Source organism: Paenibacillus puerhi (genome assembly GCF_009846885.1).
Taxonomy (GTDB): domain Bacteria; phylum Bacillota; class Bacilli; order Paenibacillales; family NBRC-103111; genus Paenibacillus_G; species Paenibacillus_G puerhi.
On the sequence record NZ_WUWM01000039.1, the window covers coordinates 1 to 15,193 of the forward strand.

Here is a 15,193-nt window from a genome sequence, read left to right on the forward strand (position 1 = left end):
TGAAGCCCTGGACCGCTTGCTGCCTTGGTCACCGTCGCTGCCGCTGACCGTACGCGTATTTAAATCATAATCTCATCATAGACAAGCCCACATCCTCTTGCCAAGGTGTGGGCTGTTTGACGCTTACGTTGGTACTCAAAGATCCGTATGGGATGCACACTATGCTGTCCGCTGCTGTAGATCCACATGTAGGAGGGGGTCGTGTTCTTCCGACCCTTCTCATTCATCACCTGTAAGGGCGTCTCATCCGCATGCAGATATCGCTCTTGTACAAGTCGCTCATGCAGTCGATTCACCAGTGATTTCAGCCAGTCTCTCGTGGCCGCGATCATCCAGTTCGCCATCGTGGCCCGACTCAGATCAAGGCCGATGCCCTTCCATTCCTTCTCCTGACGGTACAGGGGCATGCTGTTTACAAACTTCTGGTACATGACCCATGCCACAGAGGAAGCGGAGGCCATCGAATGCTGGATGACCGGCGCTGGCGTCGTTGCCTTTTTCATCTGAGGCTTGTCCTCTTTCTGACGAAAACCCACAGCTCTGACCATGCTTCTCCCCCGAGCAGGACCGCCGGTCCGAAACTTCTCGCCGGATTGACCGAAGTCCCCGTCAAGCCGATGCCGAGAATATGTACAAACGCGAGCGTCAAGCCGATGACCAGCCCGGCGACTCTACCGTTGCCGGACTCCGAGGTCACGCCGAGAATGGCGTAAACGAAAACGAACGTCAAAACAATCTCCACCACAAAGGCCATCAACGCCGTAATGCCGATGCCGTAGCCTGCGCCGAAACCGTTCTGACCGAGGCTTGTCACCGCCTTGCCCGTCGAGTCGATGATCGCGTATAGCAGCGCCGAGCCGGCGACAGCACCGGCGACCTGGGCGACGACGTAGCCGACGAAATCTTCCTTTAGTTGCTTTGGAAAACACCGTATTGGACGTTCTCCTTTGTTTTGGCTTGATGGAGCATCTAGCTTTTCTATCCACCTTGACAACGCTCGCTATTCCTGTTCCTCTTCAATGCTTAAATCATCGATTTCTAAGCGCAAGCGTTGTTCTCCTTAATAGTGATACAAGCGAAAGATAAATGGGCTAATGAGTCCTCTCCACTGTATTTAAAACAGATTTAACTGCTTCTTCAATTTCCCTATAACCCGTACATCTGCAAATGTTGGACTCCAGCCAATCTTTTATCGTTTCATCACTAGCATTCGGCTCAGTATTAACTAAAGCATGACAATTCATTAGAAAACCTGGTGTACAATAACCACATTGAAACGCAAATTTTTCAATAAAAGCCTTTTGAATTGGCGTATTTATAAGTCCTTCAATTGTAGTAATTTCCTTTCCTTCTCCTTCTACTGCAAGCATTAAACAAGATTTCATCGGTTCCCCATCCATTAATACCGTACAGGCGCCACAATCACCATTTAAGCAACCTGGCTTCGAACCAGTTAAACCAAGACGAAGACGAAGGGTATTTAACAAAGTATCGGCTGGTCTGACAGTAATCTGTCTTTCCTTACCATTTATTTTTAATGTAATAGGATTAGACATTTGGACCTCCTTCTAATTCATGTAAGGTATCTAAGATTGTATGTTGTAAGACAAATATTCGATATTCACTTGAGCCTTCTACATCATCAAGAATTGGTTTAGGTAAATACTGTAAAGACCTGCGTACTCTATCTTCTATTGAGTACCTTTTATCGTTAAACACATCCTCCATTTCAACAGAACGAAAAGGAAATGGACATACGCCACTAAAGGCCATTCTAACCTCTTCATCTTTTTTTAGTGCACAAACGGTCACCAATGGGTATCCAACATTCCACTGTTGTCTTCTTTTCATACTTACAAATGGCAATTCTACATACGTTCGATCTATAAGAATATTAAATAAAAAATCCCCTTTTTGTAACTGTATTTCCCTGTTAAATACTTTATTTATCGGATGGTAAAGAAGCCCTTCTCTCCCGGCAATCCCTACCAAACTATCGGAAATTAATAACGGCAAGACTGCCTCACGGTAATATATGTTCCCACAAATATTTCCACCCAGGCTAATTTTATTTCGAGCCGTCCGATCCGCAATTTCTCTTACTGTTTTACTTAATAACGGAAATGGATTTTCTTCTTCTACTTTCGTTAATGTCACACCTGCTCCGATCACTAGATAATTTTTATAAAAACGGATGGTATGAAATTCTGGAAGTGCGTTAATATCTATAACTGCATCCGTATATAAGAGATTCAACCTTCCTAACGTTATAATTTCTGTGCCGCCAGAATAATACAAGGGTGTTTTCTTTTTGGCCACAAGAAAGCGAAATAAATTGGTTGTTTCTTGAATTGTCTTCGGTTTAAAATATTCAAAATCAAACGGTATCATCTTTCCACCCCTCTTGCGTCCTCCATAATAGTTCAGGAATAAGTGGAAGATGATTCAATTGGACACCTGAAGCAACAGAAAGACAATTTCCTAATGCTGCTGGCATCCCCAACAGTCCATGTTCCCCACCGCCACGTGCCCCATAAGGCGCGATAATATGTGGAGTTTCGATAAATTCAATGATATATTCAGGCTGCTCTCCATAGTGAAGGGGTCTGTATGTTCTAAGTTGAGGATTTAATATTCTTCCATATGGATCAAATACAAAAGTTTCTCTTCCTCCAAATGCAATCCCCATACTCATCGCTCCCATCACTTGACCCCTCGCAGCTTTTTCATTCAATACAGTTCCTATATCCAAAACAGAATAGGCTTTTGTAATTCGATACGTATAATCCCGTTTATCTAACTCTATTTCAATTCCCTGAGCACCTACAGCCCACTCGGGTCCTGGCTTTCCTCTTCCTGTTTCTCGGTCTAAATAAGTCATCCGGGTTAATGTGTAGTTGCCACTCGCAATAATTTGGCCGCCAATAGTATTTCCATTTGGAAACGTATATCCATAAGCAATGTCTTTTATTTCAACATTTACATAAGGATTATCTAAAAAGTAAACCTTTCCATCAGCTACTTCTAATTCCTCGACAGGAACTCTTAAAACACATGATGCCACTTCCTTAAGCTTTCGAATCGCTTCATCTGCTGCATCTAGTACAGCTCTTCCTCCCATTAAAGTTCCTCTACTTCCAACAGTTTTCCAATGCTCAGGTGTTGTTTGTGTATCTACAAGCATTTTTACATGAATTTTACTTATATCCATTTTCATTCGTTCCGCTAAGATTTGAGCTAACACTGTTTTTGTCCCTGTTCCAATTTCCACTACCCCTGACATCAAATTAATGCTTCCATCAGGATTAAAGGTTAAAATAACTCCAGATGTTGCGTTTGTATCAAATGTTGAAGTTTTCCAAATACAGCTAATTCCCTTTGCCCGTATCTTCCGATCATCGATTTCAATTCTCTGTCCCTCAGACCAATTCATTAATTCCTTCAATCTTTCAATGCATTTTGGTACATTTCCAACCGTGCTTGAATTGAGAAGCACTTGAGTAGGTGTAGTATCCCCAGGACGAATAGCATTTTTATAGCGAAGTTCTAATGGATCCATGTTTAGCTTTTCTGCCAAAACATCCATCGTTCGCTCAAAGGCAAACAAAACTTCAGCATGACTATAGCCTCTAAATGCACTGGCATAAGGATGATTCGTATACATACAATATGAATCACACCATATATGGTCGATTGCGTAAGGACCCGTACAATCAACCGCTCCAGCTCGACTGATGTCAACTCCTTTATCAGAGTATGCTCCACCATCAAATAAAAACTGAATTTCTGCCGCCTTTAAGATTCCATCCTTTGTTGCTCCTAATTTTACAATGGCATCCAACCCGATATGAACAGGCGATGTGATCATATCCTCTTCTCTCGAATTAAATAATTTTACGGGCTGGCCTCCAACTGCTTTTGATGCCAAATAGGCAATAACCTCCAACTGAACTGCTGCTTTTCCCCCGAATGCCCCTCCTACTAAAGGTGTTTTGACGATAACTTTTCCAGGTTCAATGCCAAAATACCACTCCATTAATTTTTTAATGGTAAAAGGAGCTTGAGAGGATGTTGTAATGACAATCTCCCCATCCGCTCGAATTTCAGCAATTGAGCATCTTGTTTCCATAGCAGCGTGATCAGAAGGATTAAAGGAAATTTGGAACTCTGCTACCACATCACTTTCCCTAAACCCTTCTTCAATATTTCCTTTTCTAATTTTATTTAGGCTTGCGATATTCGTTTTCGGAACTGGGTATACACCTTCCTTCTTCTCATAGCGGTCTAAGTTTTCATGGACAAGGGGAGCATTCTTTTGAAAAGCTTCACGGGGGGAATTTACGACGGGGAGTGGTTCATAGGTCACTTTGATGGCACCCACTGCCTTTTTAGCTATGATTGGATTTTCCGCAACAACAACAGCAACTGGCTCACCATGGTATCTAACTCTTTTATAAGCAATCGGCGACCTGTCTTTAATTTCTTCACCTACAAGTGGAAAAGGTTCGTCACCCAATATCGCTTTCACTCCAGGAATCTTCCAAGCTTCTGAAAAGTCAATAGAGGTAATATTGGCATGAGCATATGGACTAATCAACATTTTTGCGTGTAATATACCTGCTTCTTGAAAATCATTTGTATATTTCGCCTTACCTGTAACTTTTTCAAAGGCATCTTTTCGAATAACACTTTTCCCGATATACCTCAACTCATTCACTCCCCGAATTATTGAGCAGTAAAGTATAATCTTCAACTGTATCTACGTCATAAAATAGCAAAGGGTCTTGAAAGTCGATCATTTTTCCCTTATTTATAATACTTTCACGTATTACATACCGAGCGCCTTGATCTCCCTTTAACTGAAGTAATACTGGAAAACATTGATTTGAGAATAAGATAGGGGGCATAGGTAGATGTCGATTTTTAGCAGCTATAAATGAATAGTGAAGCTCTCTTTGATAGGAATCAATTAACGTATTGATTATATTTGTGGTGACAAATGGCTGATCTGCAAGGAGAATGATAACGGCATCAGCTTCATACTCTATCGCTCTTTTTAAACCACATTGTATGGAGTGGCCTTGACCCTTACTCGCTTGCTCACATTCTACCTGACTCCACTTATTTGACATAGGATCTAAAAAGAAAAAAGCTGAAAGCCAATGTAGTGAATCTCCTTTTCTAGTTATAACGAGAATATGATCTAATTTAGATAACAAGGCATTTTTAAGAGCAATACTTCCTAAGGAGACTCCATTAAGGCATAAACTTCGTTTATCCATCCCCATACGTCTGCTTGAACCAGCTGCCAGGTAGATGGCTACTGTTTTCATGACGTAGACCTTTGTTTTCGCATTTTTTTAATCATCTCGCCAACAATACTTATAGCAATTTCCTCAGGGCCTTGTGCCCCAATGGGAAGTCCAATGGGGGAATGAATATCATCTGGAATCTTAGCCCCACCTAATAGTCGTTCCGTTCGCCTTCTAGGACCTAATAGACCTTTATAAAATACATCTACATTTTTTAATTTTTGTAAAATAATCTGATCTTTTTGAAAGCTGTGTGTCATAATGACTATAAAATCCCTTTGCGTAATGCTTAGATCCTCCATTACTTCTTCCAACACTCCTACAACCAAATGGTTGGCTTTAGGAAAATTTCCGTTATGACATAAAGCAGGACGCCAGTCAATCACCGTCACTTGAAAGCCTATACTAGCTGCCAATGAAACTAATGGCTTAGCATCTTCACCCGCTCCAAAGACATATAAACAAGGTTTTGGTACCATCTGATGGATAAAAAATAAATCAGGTGTATGTTCATCCCTCTTGATACCGTTATCCGTTTCATAAAGGGGATTCTTATTTCTCAGTTTTTTAATAAAGCCTTGATCCATAAAATCCCCAGTTCCAAACACTGCGCCATCTTCAACTATGTACATATCTTCCCTTGACTCTAACCTTTTAGTGAATCGTTTAATTCGAGTAACAGACTTTTTTAAATCTAAATATTTCTTTACTGTCCTAAGATTTTTTTCTAATTCCCCGTTTACAGGCTCGAGTAAAACCGTCAAAACCCCATTACAGCCAACTCCCTGTCCCCATGATAAATCGTCCTCCTGACTCATATCAAAGTGAACAATCAACGGCTCTCCTGTAGCCCAAACTTGCTCTGCCCTTTCAACAAGATCTTCTTCCAGACAACCCGCAGACAACATTCCAACTGTTGTTTTGTCCCCTAAAATTAACATGGACGCCCCTTCTTTCTTATAAGCGGACCCCTCTACTTTAATTATGGTAGCAAGTACCTTTACATTTTTAGAATTGGTGACTATATCCAAAATTCGGTGCATATCATCCATTTTATTCCTCCACTTTTACCTAACTATCTACATCTGTATATCCATATTCTCCTTTTCTAAAAAATATTTATAAATTTTTTAGCAATTTAGTTGTTTCTAAATAAAAAGAGTCTTTATAGACCTTATGACTAGGCGTTGGGTACAACGGCATTTTTGATTGGAGAGATTCCAATAACATTTTCTGTTCCTTATATTTCCAATTGTTTGTGTTACCCTGTTGTATTCCTTTTAAGTCCTCAAAAAATTCACTTAAAACTTTTAAATCATTGCCCAACTCCATTTTGTCACTGGAAGATAAAGTCCCTTCTTTTTCCCATTCTTTTAACGTTTTCACTATATTTGATATATACTCATATCCAGCATTCATCTTTTGCATCTCCATTTGATATCTTGAAAGAATGATTTTATGCTTCTTACTTATTGGATTGAATTTTAAGCTCTTGGAGGCCGTTTGTAATATTTCTTTTGTCATATTTAACTCCTGTAGGAGATTGTTCACTTTATACTCCACTATGTTCCCTTTTCCTTGTCCCCACTCTAATTGAACCCATTTGGAAAGTTCTAAAAGTGTTTCAGAAAGCTGATGAGCTAATTTTTTAAAAGATTCCGCCGCCTTTTTTGTAAAGTCTGGCGGAAAAAGTAACATATGAATTAGGATAGCGATGATTACTCCAATAATCGTATCGATTATTCGATCCAGTGCATAATCTTTAGAGTTTCTTTCAAACGTAAATATTAATAAAATTGTGAGAGCTACCTGATGTAAAACCGTTTTATCTAATCTTAACCACTTTGCAATGTAGGTCCCACCTAACATTAATAGACCCAATATCCAACCATTCATATATAAATGACTAACAATATAGGCTGTTAAAATGACCCCAATTGCAGTTCCCACAATACGATGAAAAGAAAATCGAATCGACTGATCTATGGTAGGTTGCAAACATAATATAAGAGATAGAGGTGCTAAATATGGGTGGTTAGAGCCCACTAGTTTTGCCACTTCCCAAGAAACAGCAGATCCAATAGCCATTTTCCAAACCAAGGATGTTTTGTTATCCGCTTTTTCCTTTTTCTTCATCATATTACTCCTCTTTTTAGCGAACCTTTTCCATTAGGTTTCTGTTTTTCAAAGGCTTTTATACTGTCATTTTAAAAAAGCTAAAAGAAGCTGTTATTCAAAGAAGAATTCCTTGAATAACAGCCTCTTGCCAGTGTTTTCTAAACTATCAGTAGCAGACGGGCAGATTAAATGGAGATAATAATAATGAATTATTATTCTGAAGTGGGGTAACTTTTTAGGAAAATAACACAACAAAATACTTTTGGTAGGTTTGGCAAGATGAGGACTATAATTCAATTCTTTTTTAATTTTCAAGACTGAAAACTTAAAAAAGTCTTATTCTAGACGCTTTTATCTATTTATTCGAATTTAATTTTAAGCATTTATTTATGATACGGTTCACTGCGCTGTCTGTAACGGCAAGTTTTAGGGTCATCCTTTTAGGATGACCCTTCCATCATGACCAATCCGTGCGAGGATTTTCTTTCCACAAGCAAAAGGTCGCCTTCCTTACTCCATTTCATTTGGAGACGTTAACGGATTTTTGAGGGCAGGGAGTAGGATAACGTCGATTAGCGAAGTGTAGAAATGCTTGTCGAATGTTTTGCGCTGTACGAGTCCGCGATAAGATGCCATTGAAGTAATAACCTGGCAAGCCATCTCAATGTCCGCGTGGGTGGAGATTTCACCGCGGCGGACGGCCCGGTGCATGAGCTCACGATTCACTACAGCCCACGGTTCGAAAATCCCTCCGTTAACCGATTCCCGATTCTGCGAAAAAAAGGAGCCCAGGCCTGCGAGTACTCGAAGTTTGCGTTCACCTTCTTCGATCGATTGCGGCTTCAATAGCGCGAGCAGATCATTGCGCAAGGTTCCCGTATCGGGCAAGAGGTCAAGCTCAAGATGATTTCGATTCATCCAGGTCAAGGCATCTCGGACTAACTCTGCCTTGGAGGACCAGCGGCGATACATTGTCGCCTTTCCGGCCTTCGCTCTAGCTGCGACCATGTCCATTTTCATTCCATCAAAACCGGCTTCGGCGAGGATGTCGATTGTCGCTTCCAGGATTTTGGCATCCCGCGTGTGATCTCGTTTACGGCCTAATGTTTTCGCTGGTTTTTCCGCTACTTTGTCAGCTAATGTGGATCCGACTGACTCTTCATTTGTAATCTTATTCATAAAATTTAACCCCCTTTTTCGGAACTTTATAGTTCCGGAACTTTACAGTTCCGTATTTGGATGCTTTAATTTAAGTATCCCATACATAACAGGGAATTTAAAGGAGGAGTATACCATGGACAAAAAAGTCTGGTTCATTACGGGAGCCTCTCGCGGTTTAGGACGCATATGGGCAGAGGCCGTGCTCGCGCGTGGAGATGAGGTTGCGGCTACCGCCCGCAAATTGGAGGACATTTCCGATTTGAAGGAACGTTTCGGAGACCTCGTTCTTCCCATGGCGCTCGACGTAACGGATGCTGAGCAGGTTCGCCAGGTCGTTCAGCAGGCTCATTCCCATTTCGGCAAGCTGGACGTTGTCCTCAATAATGCCGGTTACACCTTGGTCGGAATGGTCGAGGAGGCAAGCGAAGCCGATGTTCGCGCTCTGTTTGACGCGAACTACTTTGGTTATCTTCGAGTCATCCAAGCCGCCTTGCCATTGCTGAGGAAGCAGGGCAGCGGGCATTTGCTCAGCGTTTCAAGCGCCCTGGGGATCGAGGCAAGGCCGCTCATCGGCTTCTATTGCTCCTCCAAATGGGCGGTCGAAGGACTCCACGAAAGCCTGGCGCAAGAGGTCAAGGACTTTGGGATTAAGGTGACGCTGCTCGAACCCGGTGCTTATGCGACCGAGTTTGGCGCTTCAGGTAAGCGAGTACCGGAAATGGACGTCTATGCCGATGTACGGAAGCAGGTGTTCACGCGTCTATCAAACGAAAAACGCGGCAACCCTCAAGCGACTGCAGAAGCCGTTCTCAAGATCGTGGACGCAGCGGAACCCCCACTACGATTTGCGCTCGGCTCGGAAGTCTTGCCTATGGCACGCGGCATCTATGCTGACCGTCTAGCTACCTGGGAAGCCTGGGAGACTGTCTCGAATGCAGCGCAAGGCAACCCTATGCAATAAGCCGCTGCAACTGGACTGGAGCGGACGTCAGCATCACTTAGCAGAATATATGTCAGATAACCAACCGGCTTTCTATTTTAGCAAGGAACCTCTCCGACTTTTTCGAAGAGGTTCCTTTTTATACCCATAAATTTCGCCCTACTTGTGATACGGCTCGCGATCAATGCATCATAGTGTAAAACACGGCGCAGTTTAAGAGGATTGTTGCTTACTGTCATCAGTCACTTTAATTGACGGTGCTTTCGGAACCGCCAATGACGGTGGCTTTTTATTTTCGTCACCGACATATAATCGGATGAACTTTTTGTCATTGCATAAGAAAACCTGCTCGTGCGAGCAGGTTCATTGTAGCAATAGCACTTTGTATTTCATCTTGGTATGGAACCAAAACTTCGTACCGCCGAAAGCTACATACCATTCGGTACACCATATTTATTTGTTCTGTTTGCCATATTGGCTACCTTTCCAAGGCTGGATCAAGAAACGAACAGCAAAAAGAGACTTCAGTGATCTGATGAGCTTCACTATGGTTGTAGATTAGCTTTTTAAAGAGTGACCATCTGCTTAACTTCTGTCAACTAATAACACGGATTCATTCTCCGATGCCCCCAATGCTTATCTCGATACCTGGTTGCGATCCACCGCCAGCTGCAATAGTTGAATGGCTCGCCCAATCTTCAGATCCTTCATCTGGTGCACATGCTCGTCAAAGGCGTCTGGCGAATCGATGCCCAGGATCATCTTGAGGGAAGCCTCGTCTACTAGCGTCGCAACCTCATTCATGATAGAAGCAAATTCAGCGCTGTCCATCTTCGACATTGACACTTGCGGAACTATCGTTACATCCGCGTCAGTATCTGACCAGAGTCGCAAGGCCTTCTGCTGCTGCGGCAAGGTGTAATACTGCTCCATATAGCGAACATCCTGTACGAACGGTCCGAAATAGCTGGCGCGGGTAAACATCGCCAGTGCTTGCGATGGCGCCAGCTTGTCGGGATTGCGCAGAATGAGGTCTGTGTATTTCGGATGGCCGTCAACAAGTTGATAGCTTACACCTTCTACACCGAAATTAAATAGCATGTGTCCCTCGGGGCTGTACCCGTAGTCCAGCAGATTGGCCGCTTCCTCAGCGTGACGGCTTTTACGGGAGATGGCCACGCCGCCCGTACCTTCATAAGCGTGGCTCCGCTGGCCGAACCTCGGGCGTACCCCTTGCTTGAGCACGGGGTACGGTGTAGGTTCAAGCCAGGCCTTGCTATTGCCCGCTTGAAGCAGCGGCTGCCATTTCCCAATGCCTGCACCTACATTCCACAGTGTCGCCCCGCTCCGTCCCGTCAGGATGTTGGCATCCAGCGTCGTCGTGTCCACAGTGGCAAAATTGCGGTCAATCAGACCTTCGGCATACCACTTGCGGAAGGTCAGCAGAAATTGTTTGTAGCCTGCCTCGAGCGGACCGTACTTTACCACACCCTCATCCATATAAAAGCCCTTCTTTACGCCGAATGCTCCCGTGAAGGCTCCGCTTTCGATGCCAAACAAGGGATTGGGCACGCCCAGGAAGGTGAGCGGCGCCTGAACGCCCTTCTTTTCCTTGAAGGCCTTTAAGACGGTATACCAGTCATCCATCGTCACGGGGATCGGTATGCCCAGCTCATCCAGCCAATCCTTGCGAACGAGCGGCCCCTGATAAGTGCGCAGCAGATCGTCTCCGCGAATGAACGGAAATACGTAGTAGCTGCCGTCGGCCGTCTTGAGCTGCCGGTCCACCTCCGGGTGCTCCTGCAAATATTTCTTCAGGTTCGGCGCGTGCTTATCGATCAAGTCATTTAGCCGTAATATGTAACCGTCCTGTATGGCCTTTTCCGGCCCCCCAGGGAACCGGTTCCATTCGTATTCAATCATGTCGGGCAGCTCCCCGGAAGCCAGCAGCACATGGAGCGCTTCCTGGGCCTGATTCGCCGGGGGTTGAATGAAGCGGAGGTGGACGCCAGTTCTCTTCTGCCACTCCTGGAAGAAGGGAACCTCCTGGAAGCTGGGCACGACGCTGCCAGCATTGGCATTCAGCTCGGACCAATAGGTCATAGCGGGCTTCTCGGCTGGTTCCGGCAACCGCTGTGGCTCCTTGCATCCCGAAGCCAGATTGCACAGCAGCAGAATAGGTAGTAGACGGATGATGGATCTGTGTGTGCTCTTCATACTGTACCCCTCCTCGGTTAGCGCTGCTACGAAGATGCAGCGCCTTGCGTCTCCTTATATCGGCCCGGCGTAATGCCCTCGTATTTCTTGAACACCCGAATAAAGGTAGCCGCTTCATGGTAACCGACCATCGCAGCGATCTCAGCGACAGAGGTCGCTTTATCGCGCATCAACCGCTTCGCTTGTTCGATCCGGTGCTTGGCGACGTACTCCAGCAATCCCTCCCCTGTCTGCTCCTTGAACAGCTTGGAAAGATAGCTCCCCCTCAGCTCAAAATGCTCTCCGATATTGTTGACATTCAGCTCGGGATCGCTGTAATTCTCCTCGACGTGCTGCCTGATTCGGTCCAGCAGTCGGTGTAAGGCAGCATTACGTTCTTTGGATTGGCTGTCCTCCAATTTCGCTGCCGCGAAGGCACACACCTCGCGGAGCAGCGCTTGCAGTTCGGCCTGCATTTCGGCGAGCGTATCGCAGGCAATGATTTTGTCCACCCATCGAGTGTGGTCACCCAGTATGCTATTGTGGCTGTCGCCCAGCTCATGAATCGCCTTTATCATCGTTGCCGTCAAATTGAACATCAAACAGCGGACCCAGGTCAAGGAAACATAAGGCCTCGCAGTATTCCTTTCCATCACTTCAGTCATGATCGAAGCGGCCTGCGCTACATTGCCCGCCTTGATCACATTCATAAGCTGCTGCTCCACATGCAGCGGATAATAATAGCCTGCTCGGGCTTCATTTTCATTTTCTTTATCTCTTCGTATATCTTCATATATAATCAACTCTTGCTTGCCTACAACCAGCTTGTATTCCATCGCATCCATTGCTTCCTGATACGCTTGGGGCACACCGCTTAGCGTCTCGTGAACACCGCCTATTGCTATGGTAAGCTCCATACGGAATCTTGTCAGAAATTGCTGTGCTTCAGCGCCGATCCATCGCAGATCTTCCTTTCGTTCGATCATGTCCCCATCTTCGAGATTAATGAGACAAGCTGTCATATCGTCGAGCTCGACCGCGTAACCTGTGTGTCCACGCTGGCTGGCGAGCTCTTCCACCACGTTGGCAATTATGAATTGCACCAGCCTGCGCCGTTCATTCAAGTCCATCCCAGGCACGCTGGCATACATGGTGCCTTGATTCTCGATCGCCATCAGAATGACGGCAAACTTATTCGAGGCAAGCTCGATACCGAACGTAGCGAAGGCATCCTCATAAGAAATCAACGTATCCAGCCTTCCCTTTAGAAGCCGACCGAGCATGTTCGTACGCAGGACGTGATGGTGATGCTTCAGTTGCTGCGCCATCTTGTCCTTCTCATGGCGGGTATTCGATACGGCATGCTGAATGAAGTGCAATTCGTTGCCCATCATTCTCTCATCCTGCGGCGTACCCTGATCGAATAACGTGCGCATCAGCTGCTGGATCGGCGTGTAATGACGCCGAAGGAAAAACCGGGTCAGCATGCCAGCGCCGATCAAGCTGATTAAGACGCTGATAAAAGCAAAAGCTCGTACATATTCGGCCTTCTCCCAATAGAGGCTGCTTGGGATAACAAGTACATATTTCAGGTCGGACACCGCGGATTGAATGTAGAACAGCTCGGCGTTTCCTTCACTGGAAGTCTTGTAGACGACTTCATCGCCTCCTTGGATCTCGGGAAGTAACAGCTGCATCTCATTCGCAGGCAGATTGGACATCAATACCTCGCCTGCCCCGTTCAGGAGCAGAAACTGGCTACCTTGAAACAAGTAGAACGCTTCAAGCGCCTTATGTACGCGTTCCAGATCCGTCATCACGACAACGCTTCCTGTAGCTTTGCCGTTCAGCCCCTGCGGCAGCCTTGTGATATAAGCAATGGAGGAGGTTCGCTTACCAGCATTCACATGGGGAAGCAGCGTAAATTCATTGTGGGGCGAGCGCTGCAAGGCATCGATCCACTGCTCGTACCGCAGATCTCCCGTATCATGAAGCGTATAGAATGCTGTCTTCCGATCTCTCACATTCCCTGGACGAAGCACCGCATCCCCTTCATCCCATGTTACGTAGAACTCATCAATCGAAGCGTAGGAGGTCTGGTTCATCCGGAAATCCTTCACGATTTGATAAGCAAGCAATTGCGCGTCGTTGGCCGTCTTCGACGAATACATCAGGGATTGCAGCTTTGCATTCCAGGTGATTTCCATATTCAGACGCTTCATCAGATCAATCTGCGTATCGATGGTGTACCGCACCTGCTTCAGAAGCGAATCGTTAGCCCGGTGGATCTCGCTCTTCAAAGCATGGCTGGACTGCATGTAGACGATGATGCTCATGATGACCGGAACTATTAATACCGCACTGTATGAAATAAGCCAAGCGAAGACGATGCTCTTCCGCTTTTGCCATAAATTCCTGATGGGCAGTTGCCTTGCTTTCATGCGATGTCCTCCCCGGAAAGTAAGGAGCAGGTGTAATTTAGACCTCACTCCACTTTTCCATTATACCAACCTAAGGACCTCGAGAGGAATGGTGAATATATCAAATGCGATGGACAAAAAATGCAATATGCTGTTGACTAGCCCTTGAGAGAGCCGACCATGACGCCTTTGACAAAATATTTCTGCACAAATGGATAGATGCCGAGGACCGGCAGAGTAGCTACAACAATCGTGGCGTATTTGATCGTTTCTGCGATTTGGAATCGATCTCCCGCATCGGCACCCGCCGACATACTGTCGGTGGAATTCGCGATCAAGATTTCGCGCAGGATCAGCTGCAGTGGGAACAAATCCCGTGACTTGATGAATACGGAGGCATAAAACCACGCGTTCCATTTGTCCACGGCATAGTAGAGAACCATGACAGCAATGACAGGCATGGAAAGCGGAATGATGATGCGGAACAGGATGACGAAATGATTGGCGCCGTCGATCTTGGCGGACTCCTCCAGACTGTCCGGAATGCCCATGAAGGCGGTGCGCATGATGATCAGGTTAAAGGAGCTGACGGCGAACGGAATGATCAACGCCCACAGCGAATCGAGCAGCCCGATATTTTTCACCACAAGGTACGTCGGAATCAGGCCGCCATGGAAGAACATCGTAATGACAATGATCAGCATGAAGGTTTTATTCCAGAGTACATGCTTGCGAGAAAGCACATAAGCGCCAAGCGCTGTCATCAGCAGGTTCACGGAAACTCCTGCAACAAGAATGAATAACGTGTTGCGATAACCGGTCAGAATGCCCGGGTTACCCATCACGCTAGTATAGGCTTCCATGCTGAAACCAAGCGGCTTCCACAAAATGCCCTTGTGCGCGACCAGCTGTCCGGCGTCGCTCATGGAAGCGAGCACAACATACAGCAGCGGATATACGGTTGCGAGCACGAGTGCTAGCAGGACGGCATAAATAAAGTAATCGAACAAGCGGTCTCCTAACGTCAGCTCTTGTTTCATTGCTCC

Annotated in this window: 12 protein-coding genes and 1 pseudogene; 1 reads left to right on the forward strand and 12 read right to left on the reverse strand. The window is 45.4% G+C overall.

Annotated elements, in window-relative coordinates; translation table 11 throughout:
- Positions 1-59: 59 nt before the first annotated feature.
- From GSF01_RS25675 to GSF01_RS25715, 9 genes and pseudogenes are all read right to left on the reverse strand, one after another.
- Positions 60-524: pseudogene (locus tag GSF01_RS25675) on the reverse strand (IS66 family transposase); the annotation flags it as partial.
- Positions 500-994, reverse strand: a complete 495-nt coding sequence (locus GSF01_RS25680; RefSeq protein WP_159888125.1) for an MIP/aquaporin family protein — start codon at positions 992-994, stop codon at positions 500-502. The pseudogene GSF01_RS25675 and the gene GSF01_RS25680, both read right to left, overlap by 25 nt.
- Before the next feature lie 97 nt (positions 995-1,091).
- Positions 1,092-1,556, reverse strand: coding sequence for a (2Fe-2S)-binding protein (locus GSF01_RS25685; protein ID WP_159888126.1), 465 nt, complete (start codon positions 1,554-1,556; stop codon positions 1,092-1,094).
- Entirely contained in the window at positions 1,549-2,391 is an 843-nt protein-coding gene (locus GSF01_RS25690) for an FAD binding domain-containing protein (RefSeq protein WP_159888127.1), read from the reverse strand. Before GSF01_RS25690 ends, GSF01_RS25685 begins: the two co-directional genes overlap by 8 nt.
- Positions 2,378-4,708: a xanthine dehydrogenase family protein molybdopterin-binding subunit gene (locus GSF01_RS25695; protein ID WP_159888128.1), complete on the reverse strand. Its 2,331-nt coding sequence runs from the start codon at positions 4,706-4,708 to the stop codon at positions 2,378-2,380. Before GSF01_RS25695 ends, GSF01_RS25690 begins: the two co-directional genes overlap by 14 nt.
- A 1-nt stretch (position 4,709) precedes the next feature.
- On the reverse strand, positions 4,710-5,333 hold the full coding sequence (locus GSF01_RS25700) for an NTP transferase domain-containing protein (protein ID WP_159888129.1): 624 nt from the start codon (positions 5,331-5,333) through the stop codon (positions 4,710-4,712).
- A complete protein-coding gene (locus tag GSF01_RS25705) occupies positions 5,330-6,364 on the reverse strand; it encodes an XdhC family protein (RefSeq protein WP_159888130.1) in 1,035 nt (344 codons plus the stop codon). The genes GSF01_RS25700 and GSF01_RS25705 overlap by 4 nt, the downstream gene beginning before the upstream one ends.
- 67 nt (positions 6,365-6,431) lie before the next feature.
- Positions 6,432-7,448, reverse strand: a complete 1,017-nt coding sequence (locus GSF01_RS25710; protein ID WP_159888166.1) for an FUSC family protein — start codon at positions 7,446-7,448, stop codon at positions 6,432-6,434.
- A gap of 492 nt (positions 7,449-7,940) precedes the next feature.
- Positions 7,941-8,609 (reverse strand): TetR/AcrR family transcriptional regulator, encoded by a 669-nt coding sequence (locus GSF01_RS25715; RefSeq protein ID WP_159888131.1) that lies wholly within the window; start codon positions 8,607-8,609, stop codon positions 7,941-7,943.
- 115 nt (positions 8,610-8,724) lie between these two features.
- On the opposite strand from GSF01_RS25715, the gene GSF01_RS25720 reads away from it, so the two are divergent.
- Positions 8,725-9,552 carry an SDR family NAD(P)-dependent oxidoreductase gene (locus GSF01_RS25720; protein WP_159888132.1) on the forward strand — a complete coding sequence of 276 codons (828 nt, stop codon included), beginning with the start codon at positions 8,725-8,727 and terminating at the stop codon, positions 9,550-9,552.
- 615 nt (positions 9,553-10,167) lie between these two features.
- Here GSF01_RS25720 and GSF01_RS25725 read toward each other — a convergent pair.
- The 3 genes from GSF01_RS25725 to GSF01_RS25735 form a co-directional block, all read right to left on the reverse strand.
- A complete protein-coding gene (locus GSF01_RS25725; protein WP_159888133.1) occupies positions 10,168-11,748 on the reverse strand; it encodes an extracellular solute-binding protein in 1,581 nt (526 codons plus the stop codon).
- A 26-nt stretch (positions 11,749-11,774) separates the two neighbouring features.
- Positions 11,775-14,168, reverse strand: coding sequence for a helix-turn-helix domain-containing protein (locus GSF01_RS25730; protein WP_159888134.1), 2,394 nt, complete (start codon positions 14,166-14,168; stop codon positions 11,775-11,777).
- Positions 14,169-14,305: 137 nt separating this feature from the next.
- Complete coding sequence (locus GSF01_RS25735; RefSeq protein WP_159888135.1) at positions 14,306-15,187, reverse strand: carbohydrate ABC transporter permease; 882 nt, start codon at positions 15,185-15,187, stop codon at positions 14,306-14,308.
- Positions 15,188-15,193: the final 6 nt, after the last annotated feature.